This is a genomic window from Devosia sp. Root105, from assembly GCF_001424865.1.
Classification (GTDB): domain Bacteria; phylum Pseudomonadota; class Alphaproteobacteria; order Rhizobiales; family Devosiaceae; genus Devosia_A.
The window spans coordinates 212,670-229,977 of record NZ_LMCR01000015.1 but is presented as its reverse complement, the minus strand read 5'-3'; the positions used below and the strand labels follow the sequence as shown (position 1 = coordinate 229,977).

General features: G+C 67.0%; 15 protein-coding genes. 9 read left to right on the top strand and 6 right to left on the bottom strand.

The genetic code is table 11. The annotated features are described in order from the left end of the window. Positions 1-34 precede the first annotated feature (34 nt). The 3 genes from ASC68_RS14420 (at position 35) to ASC68_RS14410 (ending at position 5,485) form a co-directional block, all read left to right on the top strand. Complete coding sequence (locus ASC68_RS14420; RefSeq protein ID WP_055880489.1) at positions 35-2,785, top strand: pitrilysin family protein; 2,751 nt, start codon at positions 35-37, stop codon at positions 2,783-2,785. Between the two features lie 464 nt (positions 2,786-3,249). Next, positions 3,250-4,287: a multicopper oxidase domain-containing protein gene (locus ASC68_RS14415; protein ID WP_082528214.1), complete on the top strand. Its 1,038-nt coding sequence runs from the start codon at positions 3,250-3,252 to the stop codon at positions 4,285-4,287. A 1-nt stretch (position 4,288) separates the two neighbouring features. After that, on the top strand, positions 4,289-5,485 hold the full coding sequence (locus ASC68_RS14410) for a metal transporter (RefSeq protein ID WP_055880486.1): 1,197 nt from the start codon (positions 4,289-4,291) through the stop codon (positions 5,483-5,485). 102 nt (positions 5,486-5,587) lie between these two features. Here the strand turns inward: ASC68_RS14410 and ASC68_RS14405 are convergent, their stop codons facing one another. Then, positions 5,588-6,919 carry a tetratricopeptide repeat protein gene (locus ASC68_RS14405; protein ID WP_055880484.1) on the bottom strand — a complete coding sequence of 444 codons (1,332 nt, stop codon included), beginning with the start codon at positions 6,917-6,919 and terminating at the stop codon, positions 5,588-5,590. 311 nt (positions 6,920-7,230) lie between these two features. Here ASC68_RS14405 and ASC68_RS14400 point away from each other — a divergent pair, with 311 nt between their 5' ends. After that, positions 7,231-8,067 carry an aldo/keto reductase gene (locus ASC68_RS14400; protein WP_055880482.1) on the top strand — a complete coding sequence of 279 codons (837 nt, stop codon included), beginning with the start codon at positions 7,231-7,233 and terminating at the stop codon, positions 8,065-8,067. Between the two features lie 51 nt (positions 8,068-8,118). Here the strand turns inward: ASC68_RS14400 and ASC68_RS14395 are convergent, their stop codons facing one another. After that, positions 8,119-9,012, bottom strand: a complete 894-nt coding sequence (locus tag ASC68_RS14395) for an EamA family transporter (protein ID WP_055880480.1) — start codon at positions 9,010-9,012, stop codon at positions 8,119-8,121. 86 nt (positions 9,013-9,098) lie between these two features. On the opposite strand from ASC68_RS14395, the gene ASC68_RS14390 reads away from it, so the two are divergent. The 3 genes from ASC68_RS14390 (at position 9,099) to ASC68_RS14380 (ending at position 11,340) form a co-directional block, all read left to right on the top strand. Further along, on the top strand, positions 9,099-9,422 hold the full coding sequence (locus ASC68_RS14390; protein ID WP_248310543.1) for a DUF6665 family protein: 324 nt from the start codon (positions 9,099-9,101) through the stop codon (positions 9,420-9,422). A 146-nt stretch (positions 9,423-9,568) separates the two neighbouring features. After that, positions 9,569-10,858: a helix-turn-helix transcriptional regulator gene (locus ASC68_RS14385; protein ID WP_055880474.1), complete on the top strand. Its 1,290-nt coding sequence runs from the start codon at positions 9,569-9,571 to the stop codon at positions 10,856-10,858. Between the two features lie 206 nt (positions 10,859-11,064). Further along, complete coding sequence (locus ASC68_RS14380; protein WP_055880471.1) at positions 11,065-11,340, top strand: hypothetical protein; 276 nt, start codon at positions 11,065-11,067, stop codon at positions 11,338-11,340. Positions 11,341-11,441: 101 nt separating this feature from the next. Here the strand turns inward: ASC68_RS14380 and ASC68_RS14375 are convergent, their stop codons facing one another. Both ASC68_RS14375 and ASC68_RS14370 read right to left on the bottom strand, forming a co-directional pair. Continuing rightward, positions 11,442-11,900 (bottom strand): GNAT family N-acetyltransferase, encoded by a 459-nt coding sequence (locus tag ASC68_RS14375; RefSeq protein ID WP_055880467.1) that lies wholly within the window; start codon positions 11,898-11,900, stop codon positions 11,442-11,444. Then, positions 11,866-12,249, bottom strand: a complete 384-nt coding sequence (locus tag ASC68_RS14370) for a helix-turn-helix transcriptional regulator (protein ID WP_055880464.1) — start codon at positions 12,247-12,249, stop codon at positions 11,866-11,868. Before ASC68_RS14370 ends, ASC68_RS14375 begins: the two co-directional genes overlap by 35 nt. Before the next feature lie 112 nt (positions 12,250-12,361). On the opposite strand from ASC68_RS14370, the gene ASC68_RS14365 reads away from it, so the two are divergent. Together ASC68_RS14365 and ASC68_RS14360 are read left to right on the top strand one after the other, a co-directional pair. Beyond that, a complete protein-coding gene (locus tag ASC68_RS14365) occupies positions 12,362-13,534 on the top strand; it encodes an MFS transporter (protein ID WP_055880461.1) in 1,173 nt (390 codons plus the stop codon). Positions 13,535-13,632: 98 nt separating this feature from the next. Next, complete coding sequence (locus ASC68_RS14360) at positions 13,633-14,784, top strand: MFS transporter (protein WP_055880459.1); 1,152 nt, start codon at positions 13,633-13,635, stop codon at positions 14,782-14,784. Between the two features lie 168 nt (positions 14,785-14,952). On the opposite strand, the gene ASC68_RS14355 is transcribed toward ASC68_RS14360, so the two are convergent. Together ASC68_RS14355 and ASC68_RS14350 are read right to left on the bottom strand one after the other, a co-directional pair. Continuing rightward, positions 14,953-16,488, bottom strand: coding sequence for a hypothetical protein (locus tag ASC68_RS14355; RefSeq protein WP_055880456.1), 1,536 nt, complete (start codon positions 16,486-16,488; stop codon positions 14,953-14,955). Further along, positions 16,488-17,249 carry an ABC transporter ATP-binding protein gene (locus ASC68_RS14350; RefSeq protein ID WP_082528175.1) on the bottom strand — a complete coding sequence of 254 codons (762 nt, stop codon included), beginning with the start codon at positions 17,247-17,249 and terminating at the stop codon, positions 16,488-16,490. Before ASC68_RS14350 ends, ASC68_RS14355 begins: the two co-directional genes overlap by 1 nt. Positions 17,250-17,308 lie beyond the last annotated feature (59 nt).

Here is a 17,308-nt window from a genome sequence, read left to right as displayed (position 1 = left end):
TGAAGGACGTCAGATTTCATCAGGGTCATATTGCATGCGCGTTATTGGGTTGGTTCTGGCCGCAGCCTGGCTTGTGCTGGGCGGTGCTGTGGTTGCTGCCGGCGATGAACTGCCGCCGGTGGTGCAATACCGGCTCGATAACGGGCTCGAAGTGCTGCTGTCGCCCGACAGCAAAGTGCCCAAGGTCGGACTGGCGCTGGTCTATCGGGTGGGCGGGATGAACGAGCCGGCCGGGCGCTCAGGTTTCGCACACCTGTTCGAGCACCTGATGTTCTCGGGCACGACGAAGTACCCCAAATTCGACGACACCTATTCGGCGCTCGGGGTCGAGAACAACGCCTTCACCGAGGAAGATCGCACCATCTATGTGGCCGATGCCCTGGCTTCGGCGCTGCCGGTGCTGCTGTCGGTTGAAGCCGACCGGATGGCCAATCTGGGTGGCGAGGTCGACCAGCACGAGCTGGATGTGCAGCGCGACGTGGTCAAGAACGAGATGCGGCAGACGGTGCTCGACAGCGCTGGCCAGCCAGGCATGCAGGCGCTTCGCTCGGCGCTGTTTCCGGCGCCGCACCCCTATGCCGAGGCGGTGATCGGCTCGATCGCCGATCTTGATGCGGCAAAGCTCGACGACGTGAAGACGTTCTTCGATCGCTACTATGTGCCCAACAATGCGGTGCTGGCATTGGCCGGAGATTTCGATGTCGAGGCGGCGAAGGCGCTGATTGCCGACACATTCGGCCGCGTCCCGCGCGGCGCCGATGTAACGCTCCCTGAGGCGCAGGAGCCCAAGGCGGTGGCGCTGCGCATGGAGGTCACCGACCGGTTGCAGTCGCCGACCGTGGTGCTGGCGAGCGCGGGGCCGGCCATCGGCACCATGGACAGCGCGGCCCTGATGGTGGCGGGCGATCTGCTCGGCAATTACGAGTATGGCGTGCTGCGGCGCGAACTGGTGAACAAGGGGCTCGCCATCAACGCTACGGCGGGCTGGGACCCGGGCCGGCTCGGCGGACGGTTCATGATTTCGGCCACGGCGGCGCCGGGTGTGACGCCCGATGTGCTCGAGGCGGCTTTGCGGCAGGCCGTGGCGGAGTTCGTGGTGGCGCCGCAGGACGTAGCCGGGGTCGAGCGGGCCCGGCAGACGCTGCGGCTCGGCCGGGCGCTGAGCGGCGAAGCGATGCTGGACCGGGCGCGATCGCTGGCGACGCGCTATGATCTCTACGGCGAGGCCTCACCCGGGCTGGCGGACGATCCGAAACTGCTGGCGCTGAGCGCTGCGGATGTCGAGGCGGCGGTGCGCAAGCGCCTGGCGCCGGAGGCGCTGAGCGTTCTGACCATGCTGCCGGGCGCGGCGCGGAGCGAGTATCCGGCCGTGCTGCAGGCGAGTTCGGGCACGGCTGTGCCGATCGTCGCCGAGCCGCGACCGGTGGTCGATGTGCCGGTGCTGGCGGCAGGGGAGCCCGGACGGGCGGCGCTGCCGCCGATGGAGACGGCGACGCTGTCGAACGGCATCCGGGTGGTGCATTACCAGACCGCCGGCTCGCCGCTGATGCTGCTTGCCGCCTCGGTCAGTGGTGGGGCAGGCAGCGACGTGCCGGGCGAGGAAGGGCTGATAGAGCTCACCACGATGATGATGTCGCGTGGCGCGGGCGAGCGAGGCTTCGAGGCGTTCAGCAAGGCGGCCAAGGATATCGGCGCCGACATTTCGGGACAGACCGGGATGGAGCAGTCGGCGGTCGTTCTGGGCGTGCCGCCGGAGAACTTCGCGGCCGGCGTCGACCTGATGGCCGATGCGGTGCAGCGGCCGCGCTTCGAACAGCCGGAATGGGATGCGCTGCGGGGTGAGGTGCAGCAAGGGCTGGCCTATCGCAAGATGGACCCCGGCGCGCTGGCCTATTACGCGATGGAGGAACTGGCGTTCCCGATCCCTCAGGGCAGGGCGGCGTTGGAGCCGACGCCAGCAGGGGTGGCGGCGCTGACTGTCGCGCAGGCCCAGGCGACGCATCTGAAACTGTTCACGCCCAGGACCATGACGATCTACAGCGTCGGCTCTGTGAGCCTCGCGACCGTCAAGGCGGAGCTGGAGCGGGCGTTCGGCGGGTGGAGCAATGACAGCCCCGGCATCACCCCGGTGCCGCATCCCTCGGCAGTGCTGCCCGAGGGGCTGAAGGTTTATGTGACGCCGAGTGCCGGCAACAGCCAGGCGATCATCAACCTGTCGCGGCCGGCTCCGGCGTTCAACGACAAGGGCGTGCTGGAGGCAATCGCGGTGGCGCGGCTCTTGGGCGGCGATTTTACCAGCCGGCTCAACCAGGTGATGCGCGAGGCGAAGGGCTATTCCTACGGCGTTGGCGCTTCGGTGTGGACCAATATCCCGACGGGCGGCATGCTGACCGTGTCGTCGGCGGTGGCGGCGGACCAGGTGGGGACGGCGATTGCCGATATCCGCGCCGGCTTTGAGGGGCTGACATCGATCCCGGTCGAGCAGACCGAACTCGATCGCACGGTGATGGCCACCGCATCGGGCACTGCCGGGACGGTCGAAACCTCGAGCGGGCTGTTCGGGCTGGTGATGAGCGCCGCCGGAGCCGGGATGACCGCCGAGGAGATGAACGGCAAGCTCGACGAGATCGTCGCGCTGCAGCTGCCGGCGGTGGAGGCCGCAGCGCAGTCGCTGGCTTCGCTCGACCGGGCGCTGGTGGTGATCTCCGGCGACCCGCAATCGATCCTGCCGCAATTGCAGGCGATCGGCATTACCGATGTGACGGTGCTCCCGCCGGCGGAGTAAGGGCGGGCGCTTTCTATCAGTCGGCGACCCTCCCCCGCTGCGGGGGAGGCCGATGAGCCCGGCGGCCCTCACGCGAGGGCGCAGACCGCTAAGCCTTGTAGGGCAGGGTGCTTCACCACCCACCGGCTGTCATCCCAGCGAAAGCTGGGACCCATCTGACCGCCTGCGCTGGGGGATAGTTGGGTCCCAGCTTTCGCTGGGATGACACCGAGTATTGGGGAGCAGCTATGCTCACCACACCCAAGTTGGGTAGATGGCACCGCCGGGGGGCATCCGTAGCCGCGATCGAACCCACTTCCTGCAAATGATACGCACTTGCAGCGATCTAGCGTTCTGTTAGCATTGCGAATGCGAACCATTCGCAAGTGGAGGATGATGTGTCGTTGGATTCGGTGCGGCGGCGGGATTTCCTCCGGGCAGGGCTGGTGGCTGCAGGCGGAACGGCGATCGCGCTGAACGAGGCGATGGGGCAGGAGGGGCATGCGGGCCATGCCGGAGCCGCCGCGCCGGCGACACCAGCCACCGAGCCCGAAGTTCCCTATGGCGGAGCCCACTCGGCGCACGGCGACATGCTGACGGTGGGCGCCGTCGACGACGCAGCCAACGGCTTCACCACGACTGAGCTGCTGACCGAGTGGGAGACCGGAACCGTCTCGACGCTGCCCGATGGACGGGTGCTGCGCAGTTTCGTCATCGAGGCGGTGGACAAGGAAATCGAGATCGCGCCGGGAGTGAAGTTCCCGGCCTGGACCTATAATGGCCGCGTCCCCGGTCCGGCGCTCCGGGCCAAGGAGGGCGAGCGGCTGCAGATCACCTTTCGCAACTTCGGCTCGCATCCTCACTCCATGCACTTCCACGGCATCCATGCGGCGCGGATGGATGGGGTGCCCGGGGCGGGGCTGATCAATCCGGGCGAGAGCTTCGTCTACGAGTTCGACGCTTTCCCGTTCGGCTGCCACCTCTACCATTGCCACGCGCTGCCGCTGCGGCGGCACATGCACAAGGGGATGTACGGCGCGTTCGTCATCGATCCCGATCCGGCGCTGCATCCGGAGGCGGCGGAGCTGGCCAGCGGGCGGCTGCTCGGCACGCCCGAGAATGCGCGCTGGCAGGAGCTCATCATGGTGATGAACGCCTTCGACACCAATTTCGACAGCGAGAACGAGTTCTACGCGGTCAACTCGATCGCCCACGCCTATGCCAAGGCGCCGATCCGCATCGAGAAGAGCCGACCGGTGCGGATCTACCTGATCAACGTGACCGAGTTCGATCCGATCAACTCCTTCCACCTGCACGCGAACTTCTTCGACTATTACGATACCGGCACGAACCTTTCGCCGACCCTGAAGACCGTCGACCTGATCATGCAGTGCCAGGCGCAGCGCGGCATCCTCGAGTTCAGCTACATCAGGCACGAGCCGGGCCTCTACATGTTCCACGCGCACCAGAGCGAGTTCACCGAGCTCGGCTGGATGGGCATGTTCGACGTGGTGGAGGCGTGAGATGAGCGACATTGCCGAGACCTCTGATGTCGAGCGGAAACTGTCGGGTTGGGGGCGGTTGCTCTGGGTGCTGCTGCCGCTGGCGGTGCTGGCAGCGGCGCTGGCCTGGGCGTTCGCGGCCAACCCGCTGCGCAACCTCGATATCGGCGCGCCGCCGGTCGAGGGGCTGACGATCGAGCGGACGGTGCTCGACAGCGCCGGGCTCAGGATGGAGGTGCGGGCCGGCGGCTCAACCGATATGCGGATCGCGCAGGTGCAGGTCGACGATGCCTATTGGCTGTTCACCCAGGAGCCGGCGGGGCCGCTGCCGCGCGGCGCGACAGCCTGGATTTCGATCGCCTATCCCTGGGTGCTGGGTGAGGCGCATGCAGTGCGGTTCGTCACTGACACGGGGGCGACGTTCGACCATGAGATCGCCGTGGCCGTGCCGACACCGCGACCGACCGAGGCGGCGCTGGGCGGGCAAGCGATCATCGGGCTGATCGTCGGGTTGCTGCCGGTCACGGTGGGGCTGATGTTCTATCCGGCGCTGCGCGGCATCGGTCGCGAGGGGATGAACTTCCTGCTGGCGCTGACGGTGGGGCTGTTGGCGTTCCTGCTCGTCGATATGACCGGCGAGGCGCTGGAACTGGCCGGCGAGGCGGCGGCGATGTTCCAGGGGCCAGTGCTGGTGGTGCTGGCAGCGGCGGCGAGTTTCCTGTTGCTGATGGCAGTGGGACGCTGGCGCGGCGTGCCGGGCGGGCTGCAGCTCGCCGGCTTCATCGCGCTGGGCATCGGGCTCCACAATTTCGGCGAAGGGCTGGCGATCGGCGCGGCCTTTGCCTCGGGAGCAGCCGGGCTGGGGTTGTTCCTGATCGCCGGGTTTGCGCTGCACAACGTCACCGAGGGGATTGGCATCGCCGCACCGATCCTCAAACAGAAGGTGCCGCTCTGGGCCTTTGCCGGGCTGGCCATGCTGGCCGGCGGGCCGGCGGTGGTTGGGCTGTGGATCGGCAGTCTCGCCACGGCGCCACAATGGACGGCTCTGGCGCTGGGCGTCGGAGCCGGCGCCATCCTGCAGGTGATCATCGAGGTCGGCGCGTATCTCACGCGCAGCAATGCCGGCAAGGCCGGAACCTGGTTTACGCCGGTGGTGATCGCCGGGCTGATTGCCGGCGGCGTGGTGATGTATGTCACCGGCGCGGTGGTGAAGATTTGAGGATGCCCCGATCTCTCAGTCGTCGCTTCCTTCCCCTTGAGGGAGGATTGAGGGAGGGGTGGTGCGGTGATCACCGATGGAACCCCACCCCCAACCCTCCCCTCAAGGGGGAGGGGAGCTCGTGCCCTGCGGCAGGCCGAGGCGGGTGAGGAGGGCGGTGAAGCGGGGCTCGGCGCGGAGGCTTCGGAATTCCGGCTCGACCAAGAGGCCAATGGTCTCGGCGCGCTCCACCGAGGTTTCGAGGTAGGTGAGGGCAAGCTGCTTGTCGCCGAGCAGGGCGGCAGTGGCGGCGACCTTGTAGGCTTTTTCGCGCTCGGCCAGGAACTGGCGCTGCTGTTCATCGAGCATGGCGCGCAGCATGGCCTCGCCACCTTGCGGCAGGGCGGCGCGAGCGGCCTTGGCGATCAACTGGCGGCCGACGCTGCTCTCGACACTGGCGGCAATCTCGTAGCTATCGAGGAAATCGGCGTAGCGGCGCTGGTCGAGGTAGATGGTGGCGAGATAGGCCGGGACGGCGAGATAGTCGGGGTTGGCCTGCCGCAGCTGCTCGAGCATCGCAATCGCGGCCTCGGTATCGCCGGCATAGTAGTGGATCAGCGCCGCATTGGCGCGAATGGAGCGCGAGTCCGGTTGCAGCACCAGGGCGCGGTCGATCAGCGCGAGCGGGCGCTCGAACTTGCCCATCTGCATCGAGGTCAGGGCATACCAGTGCAGGGCCTGGGCGTTGTCCGGAGCCAGAGCCAGCGCCTTGTCGAACAGCTCTGCGGAACGGGCGAACTCGTGGCTGCCGTAGAAGGCGTTGAAGCCGAGCGCCGCATAGGCCTCGCCCGATTGCGGATCGAGGCTGAGGGCCCGCTCGGCCGCCTGCCTGGCCTTGGCGTAGGACTCGGCGGCGGGGGCCAGCGTGTACTGGCTGATCAGGTTGTAGACATTGGCGCGGCCGACTTCGGCGCGGGCAAAGGCCGGTGCAAGGGCGAGGGCGGCATCGAACTTCTCGATGGCGGTGGCGAAACCAGAGGCAGTGCGGCTGGTCCAGGCGATGACGCCCTCGTCATAGAGGGCGCTGGCTTCGGCCGGGATCGCAGGGGTGGGCCGGGCTGGCGGCTGGGCCGTGGCGACGAGGCCAATGACCAGCAGCGCGAGGATGGCGATGGCCGCCGCCAGCGGGAGCAGCAGCGGGCGGCTGATCGGGGGCGCGGTGGCGTCGGCCGGCGGCGGGGCAGCTACCGGGCGCGGCGCGCTGAGCCAGGCCTCGAGCTCGCTGACATAGGCGAAAACCGAGGTGCGGGTGCCGCCGGGGACGCGCCGGACGGGCAGGCCGCGGATGCTTTCCCAGCGTTTGACCGTGCGCTCATCCTTGCCGAAGAAGGCAGCGATTTCCTTCCAGCTGTTGAGGCGCTGGCTCACCCCTTCGGGGCCAGTCTGGTCAGGCATCTGCAAGCCCCGAACTCCGTCGTCCACAGCGGTCGCTCCACTCGATTACGGTCGAAGGCGCGGGGGGAGTCAACTGCGTCGCGGGGCATTTGATCGGGCGACCTTCTTTGGTTTCCGGAAGCATCGGCAGATGACGCTGGAGCCAATATCGGCTATCAACGATAGAGGCGGACGCGTGGCATGAGCCGGCGGCGCCTGAACCTTTCCCCCGCCGGCGGCATTGTCCTGCCGGATACCAGACATCCCGATCTATCTCTCAGCGTCGATGGCGGCGCCCGGGTCGTCTCATCGTTCAGCTTTGGAGGCAGTAAATGGCAGCGGTTCCATCCATTAGACTTCGCGACGGCAATTCCATTCCGCAACTGGGACTGGGCGTCTGGCAGGTCGATCCGGCGATTACGGCGCGCGTCGTCTCCGACGCGATCGAGGTCGGTTACCGCTCGATCGATACGGCCGAGGGCTATCAGAACGAGGAAGGCGTCGGCGAGGCCATCAAGCGCGTCAGCGTGCCGCGAAGCGAACTGTTCATCACCTCGAAGCTGCGCAATGGCGGCCACGCCCGCGACCTGGCGCTCTCGAGCTTCGATGCAACGATGAAGGCGCTCGGGCTCGAGCAGCTCGACCTGTTCCTGATCCACTGGCCGGTGCCGAGCCAGGGCAAGTATGTCGAGGCGTGGAAGACACTGGTCGAGCTGAAGACGCAAGGGCGGATCCGCTCGATCGGCGTCTCCAACTTCAACCAGGATCACCTCGAGCGGATCATCGGCGAGACCGGTGAGACGCCGGTGGTCAACCAGATCGAACTGCACCCGCGGTTCCAGCAGCGCGACAAGCGCGCGTTCCACAAACAACACAACATCTTCATCGAGAGCTGGAGCCCGCTTGGCTCCGGCCGGATGCTCGACGATGCGACGGTCAGCGCGATTGCCAAAAAGCACGGCAAATCGATCGCCCAGGTGATCATCCGCTGGCACCTGCAGGACGGGCTGATCGTCATCCCCAAGACCACGCATCGTGAGCGCATGGTGGAGAATTTTGACGTCTTCGGCTTCGAACTCGACGCGGATGACATGGCCAAGATCAGCGGCCTCGACCAGCGCGACGGGCGCGTCGGCGCCAACCCGGCGACGGCGTCGTTCCTGTTCTGAGTCACCGAGAGATCAACGCCTCAAAAGGCCGGGAGCGATCCCGGCCTTTTTCTACTCGGCAGCAGCGGCAGAGCGCTGGCGGAATAGCAGGTCCTTGGCGGCCAGCACGGCGCCGGCGGTGATCAGGAGGCAGGCGATCAGGATCACGTGGCTGTAGCTGGCATAGCCGGTAAGGATGAGGATCAGCGTCGAAAGCAGCGGGGCGGAGTAGGACGCGGCGCCGAGCACCTGGATGTCGCCGCGTTTCACCCCGATGTCCCAGACGTAGAAGGCGAGGCCGACCGGACCGAGCCCGAGTCCGATCAAGGCGGCCCATTGCCAGAAGTCGGTGGGCCACACCGTTTGCTCGAGCAGCAGGTGGCAGATCGCGGCGAGGATGGCGGTGACGAGGCAAAAGCCGGCGATAGCGTCACTGCTGACCGCGGCGAAGCGGCGCGACAGCACGGAATAGCTGGCCCAGATGACGGCAGCGCACAGTGCGGTGGCGTAGCCGAGGCTGTACTGCGCATCAAAGCCAAAGCCCTGGCCGCGGGTGACGACGAGGACGGCACCGGTAAGCGCCAACGCGCAGCCGGCGATGTGTTGCCATTTGAGCCGCTCGCCGGGGAGCAGGGCGGAGAACACCACGATCAGCAGCGGCCAGAGATAGTTGATCAGCCCGGCTTCAACGGGTGGGGCGTTCCTGAGCGCGAAGAAATAGCAGAAGTGGTAGCCGAACAGCCCGCCGACGCCGAGCAGCCAGACCGGCAGCGGCTGGCGCATCGCCTTGATGGCACCCGGCCGGATCAGCAGCAGCGACAGCCCGCCGATGGCGAAAGTGATGGCGGTGAGTTGGAAGGCCGGCATGGTGCCGCTGGCGGCGGTGAGGAAAGCAAGCAGCGACCACAGCAGCACCGCGACGAAGCCGATGAAGGTAGCGGTGGAGCGGCTCAGGTGGCTGGTCATCAGACGCTTCTAGCGCGCGTCCGCCGACTGGAAAAGAGCGAGGGGTTGCAGCCGCTGATGGCGCTACCTAATTTCGGCGCATGAGCTTGAGCATCACCGACCTCGCCGAACTGCGCCAACGCCTGACCAGCGGCTTCGGCCCCATCGAAAGCGAGGTGATGGCCGAGAAGGCCGCCTCGCTCGGCTATCACGGGCGGCAGGTGGAGAAAGCGATGGCGGCGCTCAAGGCGTTCGACGCAGTGCCGGGCTCAGCCGATGAACGCTTGATCCTGGTCAAGGCCGCGGCGCGCGACGTGTGGAAGTTCTTCGTGCAGCGCGAAGCCTGCGGGATGCGAGACCAGCGCGACGCCATCCGCCACTACGGCATTCCGCCCGAAGTGCTGGCGCGGCTGGGGGCAATCGAGAAATGACGCAAGGCCTCTATGTAAGTCGATTGATCCGGGCGGGCGATTTCCCTAGAATTTGTGAGATCGATTACATGCCTCATCTGTGCGGGGGCGTCGCGCGCGGATGGGCCAGCCGTTTCGAGTTCGATTGATTCGGCCGGGGAAAGCCGATGCTGGGCGATAAGGTTCGCAAGTCCCTCAGGGATCTCGACAGGCCACTCTCGGCGCTGCGTCCGGCTGCCGACATGGTGCCCCCCTTCCACAAGCTTGCCATCGACGTGATCTGGGCAGGGTTCCGGATCAATCCCGATGCGGTGCGGCCGTTCCTGCCCGATGGCCTGGTGCTGTCGCCGGCCAGCATCGGGGTGCTCGGCATCTACCAGGCGCCCACTGGCTACGGCATCGCGCCCTATATGCGTGGGCTGGTCGGGGTGTCGGTGGAGGGGGTGCGAGGTTCCGACATCGGCGAGGGCATGTTCGTGATGGGCAACATCATGGATGAGCCGGGCGCCGCGACGATGCGGAAGTTCTATTCGGGCGCGACGGTCGAGGGCGTGGCGCGGACCTGGCGCGATGGGGAGCTGTTGCATGGCGTTGCCTCGGTCGGCGGGGTCGACTGGTTGCGGGCGACGATCCGGCCAGGTGAACTGCGGCCGGCGCTGTCGGGCGTCGACAACTTCCTCGGGCTGACCGATGCCGGGCTGATCAAGCATGCGGACTCGACCGTGGCGGACCTGGCGGACGCAGACATCGTGACGCTGGAGATCACCGACGCGGCGCCCGACTACATGCGGGCGCTGCGGCCGGTCGAGCACGTGTTCGCGCTCGATGCGGTGCGCGTGAATTCGATCTGGAGCGAGCCCCGGGTGGTGGGGCGAACCGCTTCGGGCAATGCCGCCTCGGTGTTTCTCGCGCTGATCGAGGATACCGGCCGGGCTGCTGCCGTGGTGCGGCAGGATGGGACGCTGATCGAAGCTAATGCCAGCGGGCGGGCCTTGCTCGGACCGGATGGTTCGCGGGCAGGGGAGCCACTGCTGAGCGGCGTGCCGGCCGAGAAGCACGCGCTTTGTCAGGCGCTGAAGATGAGTTGCGCGCGCAAGGGGCCGCGAGTATCGGAACCGATCGCACTGACCCGCCCCGGCGGTGGGCACCTGCTCGCTTATGTGATGCCGCTCGAGCATGGCGAGCATGGCGGCGATGCCGCGCTGGTGCTGCTGGCCGATCCGCGCGGGCCGGAGCGGCGCGATGCCGCACAGATGCTGCAACTGTTCGGGCTGACCGGGGCGGAAGCCAGGCTCGCCGCGCTGGTGGGCGTTGGCCATGCGCCGCGTGGGGCGGCGGCGGAACTCAGGATTTCCGAGCATACGGCGCGCTCGACGCTGAAGACGGTCTACGACAAGCTCGGGATCAACAAGCAATCCGAGCTCGGCCACCTCGTGGCGCGGCTGCAGTATCTCTAGAGCCAGGTCATCGGTTTGCTGAACCGACGTGGTGTCTGTAAGTCTTTGATTTATCTCGCTTTCAGCCAGAAAAGTTTGCAACTTTTCCTGAAAGCGCTGTGAAAGCAATGCTACCCATAGGCGGTTGAACCCCTCATTTGTGGGGTGCGGGTTTTGCCGTGTGCTGCGCACTGTCCGTTCGAGAATGCATCTCAGGACAGACCGCCGTGCTCGACCTTCTCGAAAAACGCCATGCACCCAAGGCCCCCGAGCTCGCCGGGCTGACCGTGGGCGACGTGATCGCCATGCTCGAGACGTTTGACCCCTCGGCGCCGCTGATGGTGCAGGGCGAGAGCGGTGGCTTCGAAGAAGTACTGGGGTTCCGCACCACCGGCGTGGTGCTGAATGTCAACACCGCGGAGGGTTTTGGCCCGCATGACCTGCCCGATGACGGCGCCCGGGCCGACCTGGTCGCGGTGGTGCTGCGGTCAACCGAGCGGTAGTCCAGAACACCAGGGACAGTGAGAGCGTCTCCCTCTCCCCAAACATGGGGAGGGAGACCAAAACACAGGCTTCCGGGTAAGCGCCCGCCCAGCGAAGCGGCTCATAGCGCCAGCTTGAAGCCCTCGTGACTCTTCTTGAAGCCCAGCCGCTCGTAGAAGCGATGGGCGTCCAGCCGCTGCTTGTTCGAGGTGAGCTGGACGAGGCCGCAGCCGCGGGTGCGGGCCTCTGCAACGGCCCAGCTGATCATCTCGCCGCCAAAACCCTTGTTGCGATGCGCGGGAGCGATGTGCACCGCCTCGATCAGGCAGCGCCATTCGCCAAGCCGGTTGATACCGGGGATGAAGCTGAGCTGCTCAGTGCCGACGGCCTCACCGTCAAGCTCGGCGATGATCAGCCGCTGGTTGGGGTCGGCGGTGATGGCCTTGAAGGCGGCGAGGTAGCGCGGGTGCTGCGGCTCGTCGGGGCGGTCGTCAGTGGCGACGACGCTGTCATCGACGATCAGCCGGACGATGAAGCCGAGATCGTCAGGGGTCGCGTCGCGAAAGCTCAGCCGGCTCATTCGGTTCGTCCTCGAATCCATCGATGTGGAGATCACGCGTACTGGTGATGATCGAGTCGAGGAAGCCGGGGAAGCGATGGTCGAGATCGTCGCGCCGCAGGGTGACGCGGCGGCGGGTGCCTTCGGGCGTGACATTGACCACGCCGGCCTCGCGCAGCTTGCTTACGTGGTAGGTAATCGACGTCTTGCTGGCGAGATCGGTAAACTGCCCGCAGGTCATGCCAGTGCCCTCGCAGCGCGACAAATGCCCGATGATCGCCAGCCGCGTCTGGTCGCCGAGCGCGGTGAGCACGGTGGGCAAGGTGATCTGGTCGGCGTCCGGATGGGGCAAAGGCGGCTGAGTGTTCATGGCTCTCACCTATGCCATTTTCCGTCAAATTTCAATGATCGTTGAACTAGGGCTTGACGGGGGCGCTGACGAGGTTCATTTGTTCAACAATCATTGAACTAAGGATCTTCACATGGACACGCGGCTCATCTGGCTCGCGCTCGGCACCTTTGCCGTCGGCGTCGAGGGCTTCGTCATCGCTACGCTTCTGCCGGCCATCGCGGCCGATAGCGGCGTGACGATCACCCAGGCCGGTTATCTGGTTTTCGCCTATGCCATCGCCTACGCGGTGGGGGCGCCGGTGCTTTCGGCGTTCACCGGCCGGTTCGACCGGCGTCCGCTGCTGGCGGTAGTGGCGCTGGTGTTCGCCGCCGGCGCGCTGCTCGCGGCCCTGTCGCAGGGTTACGTTATGTTGCTGGTGGCGCGGCTGATCATCGCTGCTTCGGCCGGGCTCTACGCGGCGACCGCACAGGCCGCGGCAGTGACGCTGGCGCCGGCTGAACGCCGGGCGAGGGCCGTGGCGACGGTGGTTGCCGGCACCACCATGGCAGTGGCGCTGGGGGCGCCGATCGGGGCGTTTCTCTCGGGCTTTGCCGGGTGGCGCGGCACCTATTTCGCCATTGCCGGGGTCGGCGTGCTGACCGCGGCGGCGATCTGGCTGATGTTGCCCAGGGGCATAGAGGGCGACCGGCGCGGGCTGGGCGAGCGGCTGGGCGTGCTCAGCGTGCCGGGCCTGTTGCCGGCGCTGCTGACGATCCTGCTCTACATGACGGGGCCATTTGCGGCGTTCATCTACCTCGGACCGGTGACCACCAGGCTGATGGGGCTCGATGCCGGGCTGCTGCCCTTCGTCATGCTGGCCTATGGGCTCGGCGCGGCGCTGGGCAATCCGCTCGGTGGACAGCTGTCGGATCGGATCGGCGCGCAGGCGACGGTCACCATCGCGGCGGTGCTCAATATCGGCTTCCTGCTGCTGCTCGGCGCCATCCCGATGCTGCCACAGGCGGCGATCACCCCGGCCTATTTCGCCTTCATGGTGGCCTGGGGCATTGCCGGCTGGATGTTCGTGCCGGGGCAGGTGAGCCGCGTCGTTGCCCTGTCGCCGAGTTCGGCTCCGCTGGCCTTGTCGCTCAACGCCTCGTTCCTTTATCTCGGCACGGCGCTGGGCGCACTGGTCGGCGGCCTGGTGCTCGAGCACCTGCCGATCAATGAACTCGGGTTGGTAGCGGCGATCTTCCCGGCGCTGGCGCTCGGGGTGCTGCTCCTCAGCCGGCCGCGCGCCATCGCCATGCCCCGGCTTGGCTAAAGTCGAGGCCGCCGGGCTCGGCTGAAAGGCTTAGACCCCGGCGGCTTGACCGGCGTCGGGGGCTCTCCTAACCATCGTCGGGCGAGGGGTTTCCGACGATGGACGTGCGACTGCTGTGGTTGGCGCTGGGGGCATTTGCCGGCAGCGTCGAGAGTTCGCTCATCGTCAGCGTGCTGCCCGCCATAGCGGCCGAAACCGGCGTCAGCCTGGCGCAGGCCGGCTACCTGATCTTCGGCTATTCCATCGCCTATGGCATCGGCACGCCGCTGCTCTCGACCCTGTTCGGGCACCTCGACCGGCGCTCGGTGGTCGCCGGAGCCGAGCTGCTGTTCGGGCTGATGTGCCTGTTGCTCGGGGTGCTGCCCGGCTTCCTGCTGCTGGTGCTGGCGCGAACCTGCATGGCGCTGGGCGCGGGGCTGTTCACCTCGACCGCGCAGGCGACCGCGGTGGCCCTGGCGGCGCCGGGCAAGCGCGGTTCGGCGATTTCGACCGTGGTGATGGGCGGCTCGATCGCGGTGGCGGTCGGCGTGCCGGCCTCGGCGCTGGTGGCGGAGTTCCTTGGCTGGCGCGTCGCTTATCTGGGGCTTGGCGTCCTCGCGATCATCGCTTCGGCGACGATGTGGCTGAAGCTGCCTGGCGATATCCACGGCGACCCTCGAACTATCCGCGAGCGGCTGAGCGTGCTGAAGGTGCCGGGGATGCCGCTGACGCTGCTCGCTTCCGGCGTGATGGTGATGGCGAGCTTTACCTTCTTCAACTACCTGGCGCCGGTGACCACGGACCTGCTCGGGCTCGACCGCGTGCTGCTGCCGCTGGTGATGTTTGCCTTCGGCGTCGGCGCGGTGTTCGGCAATTTCTTCGGTGGCCGGCTGGCCGACCGGATCGGGGGCAGGCAGACCATGCTGGTGATCGGCGGGCTAATGGTTGTGCTGCTGGCCGCCGTACCGCTGCTGGCGATGCTGCCGCGGCCCGCCGTGCTGCCGGCGTTCCTTTTCCACATGCTGCTCTACGGCGTGGTGTCGTGGGGCTTCTTTCCGCCACAGCTGCACCGCCTGGCCGCGCTGGCACCGGCGGCGGTGCCGCTCTCGGCGTCGCTGAACCTCACCTCGATGAATCTCGGGGGGGCGCTCTCGGCGCTGGTGGGCGGCCTGGTGCTCGAGAACCTTGATATTGGCTGGCTCGGGCCGATCGGGGCGGTTGTGGCGGTGGCGGCGCTGGTGATCGCCTACCTCGCACCCGATCATCGGTAGAATAAGGCGTCGCTTCTGATGCCGGTGTGCGCTGACCCCCACCCTTGATCCCTCCCCGCAAGGGGGAGGGAGACGATTGCCTCGGCGCCGGTGTGAGGGTCTCCCTCCCCCTTGCGGGGAGGGGACAGGGGTGGGGGACGGCTATCACCGGCGGCAGCGGTCAGCCAGCTAAACCCGTCTGCCCTTGGGGCTGAGGGCCCAGGCGACGATCAGCACGATGACGGCGAGCGCTGCCGGCAGCACGGCGAGCAACTGGTTGCCGGCGACGAGCACGGCGGTGCCGGCCCACATGATCGAGCTCAGCGCCTCGGAAATCGTTGCGGTGCGCGAAGCGACCTGGCGACGGCGGAACATGGCGCGGCGCATCGGCACGCGGAACCACAGCTGGATGGCGGTGGCAGAGCCGGTCGAGATGGCGACGAAGATGGCGGTGGTCCAGGCCAGGTCCCACGAGGCGATCGCGACGAACAGCAGTATCGGGGCGAATACCACGGCGATTGAACAGAGCACCGCCTCGATCTTGGCGATCAGCACGGCGCGGGGGTGGATCGGCGCGGTGACGACGAGATCGTGCGCGTCTTCGCCGGAGATGGCCAGCCAGGAAAGGCCGCCGGCGAGCTGGCCGGCCGCCATGACGATCACCGGGATCACCACGACATAGGTGCCGGCGCTCTGGCCGTAGGAGACCCACAGGAACAGCGCCGGCGGAAACAGGTAGAGGATCTGCATCAGCGTCTGGCTGAGCAGCCAGGGGTCACGCAGCAGCAGCCGCCATTCCTTGACCCGCAGCGCGTGGCGCTGTGAGGCCCTGCGGAAGGGCCGGGTGGAGGCGGTCTGCTGCACCCGGGTGGCGGAAACGCCGGCTGCAGCAATCGCGTGCTGCGCGAAGCCGCCGGAGGTGAGACGGATCACCAGCGCCAGGGCGCCGAGGCCGAGGCCGAGGACGATGAGCATGGCGCCGAGATCGCCCATGGCGGCGCGGGCCGGCAGCCAGAGCGGGTTGCCGAGGTCGGGCGTCCCGGCGACAAACTCCGGCGATTGCAGCACCGAGAAGCGGTTCATGTTGCCGAAGCTGAGGATGGCGACGGCCTGGATGCCGATGACGAAGCCGGCGCCGACGATGCCGGCAATGATCTGGGCGATCAGCCGCGTGCGGGCCGGGCCGATGCTGCGGAACAGCCCGACCGTCACCAGCACCGAGATCGCCGCGGCAAGGGCGCCGAAGCCGGCGAGGACGCCATAGGCGGCGAGCCATTTCGGCCCTTCATAGGCGATCATCACGTTGATGATCGGGCTCGCCAGAAGGCAGGCCAGCAGCACCGTGGCAAAGGCAGTGGCCGCTGTGCGGACGGCGAAGACGCTGGCCGAAGACGCCGGGGAGCTGAGGATCAGGTCGAGGTCGGAGCGCGCGTAATAGGCGCGGGTAACCGATTCCAGCGCCTGGCTCAGCATCACCGTCCAGAACAGGAAACCAGTGCCGGTGACCATCACCAGCGTCGCCTTGTCGGCAACGATGCCCTGGCTGACCCACGGCGCCAGCAGCACGTTGGCGAGCAGATGCAGACCCAGGTAGAACAGCCCGAGCACCAGGACCAGCACGACGCTGCGGACCTTGCGGCCGCCGGTGGTCATGGCAAGCCAGTCGCGCCAGGCGAGGCGGAACTCGTGGGCGGCGAACCAGGGGAGCGTCGCGGGCGTGGTCATCAGGCCACCGCCGCGAGGTCGGCTTCTTTCTGGGCCACCAGGTCGAGGAAGATTTCCTCGAGCGTGGTTTCGCGGCCGATGCGGGCGCGGAGTTCGGCGAGCGTGCCTTCGGCGACGAGGCGGCCGTGGTTGATGACGCCGATCCGTTCGGCCATGCGCTCGGCCACCTCGAGGATGTGGGTGGTCATGATGACGGTAACACCGGACGCCACCTTCTGCTTCAGCACATCCTTGACCTGCCGGGCGGAGCCGGCGTCGAGGCCGGTCAACGGCTCGTCGAGGATGATGAGGCGCGGGTTGTGCACCAGCGCACCGGCCAGCGCGACCTTCTGCAGCATGCCCTTGGAGAAGCCGCCGCAACGTTCGTTGGCATGCGGCCTGAGGCCGAGCCAGTCGATCAGTTCGTTGGACTGGCGCTCGGCCTCGCGCGCCTCGATGCGCCAGAGGCCGGCGACGAACTCGAGATATTCCAGCGGGGTCAGCCGGTCATAGACCATGGGCTCATCGGAGACCCAGGCAACGATGGATTTGGCGGCAATCGGGTCCGTCGCCGTGTCGATGCCGTAGACCGAGATCGCTCCGGCATCAGGCTTCAAGAGGCCTGCAACCATGCGGAGAATGGTGGTCTTGCCGGCGCCGTTCGGTCCGAGCAGGGCGTAGAATTCGCCGGCCTTCACCGTTAACTCGAGATCGACGACCACCGGCCGGTCGAAGCTCTTCCGGAGCCCGGAAATGGCGAGGGCAAAATCGGGGGACGGCATGCGAGGCTCCGCTATGTTCGCCTGGAGCCTATCCATCAGCCGTTGAGAGGCGCTGAACT

Excerpts from the sequence above, each read along its gene's own strand:
- ASC68_RS14400 (WP_055880482.1), top strand. The coding sequence starts at position 7,231 with ATGGCAGCGGTTCCATCCATTAGACTTCGCGACGGCAATTCCATTCCG.
- ASC68_RS14360 (WP_055880459.1), top strand. The coding sequence starts at position 13,633 with ATGGACGTGCGACTGCTGTGGTTGGCGCTGGGGGCATTTGCCGGCAGC.
- ASC68_RS14355 (WP_055880456.1), bottom strand. The coding sequence starts at position 16,488 with ATGACCACGCCCGCGACGCTCCCCTGGTTCGCCGCCCACGAGTTCCGC.
- ASC68_RS14370 (WP_055880464.1), bottom strand. The coding sequence starts at position 12,249 with ATGAACACTCAGCCGCCTTTGCCCCATCCGGACGCCGACCAGATCACC.
- ASC68_RS14405 (WP_055880484.1), bottom strand. The coding sequence starts at position 6,919 with ATGCCTGACCAGACTGGCCCCGAAGGGGTGAGCCAGCGCCTCAACAGC.
- ASC68_RS14385 (WP_055880474.1), top strand. The coding sequence starts at position 9,569 with ATGCTGGGCGATAAGGTTCGCAAGTCCCTCAGGGATCTCGACAGGCCA.
- ASC68_RS14365 (WP_055880461.1), top strand. The coding sequence starts at position 12,362 with ATGGACACGCGGCTCATCTGGCTCGCGCTCGGCACCTTTGCCGTCGGC.
- ASC68_RS14410 (WP_055880486.1), top strand. The coding sequence starts at position 4,289 with ATGAGCGACATTGCCGAGACCTCTGATGTCGAGCGGAAACTGTCGGGT.
- ASC68_RS14350 (WP_082528175.1), bottom strand. The coding sequence starts at position 17,249 with ATGCCGTCCCCCGATTTTGCCCTCGCCATTTCCGGGCTCCGGAAGAGC.
- ASC68_RS14420 (WP_055880489.1), top strand. The coding sequence starts at position 35 with ATGCGCGTTATTGGGTTGGTTCTGGCCGCAGCCTGGCTTGTGCTGGGC.
- ASC68_RS14395 (WP_055880480.1), bottom strand. The coding sequence starts at position 9,012 with ATGACCAGCCACCTGAGCCGCTCCACCGCTACCTTCATCGGCTTCGTC.
- ASC68_RS14415 (WP_082528214.1), top strand. The coding sequence starts at position 3,250 with ATGGGGCAGGAGGGGCATGCGGGCCATGCCGGAGCCGCCGCGCCGGCG.
- ASC68_RS14375 (WP_055880467.1), bottom strand. The coding sequence starts at position 11,900 with ATGAGCCGGCTGAGCTTTCGCGACGCGACCCCTGACGATCTCGGCTTC.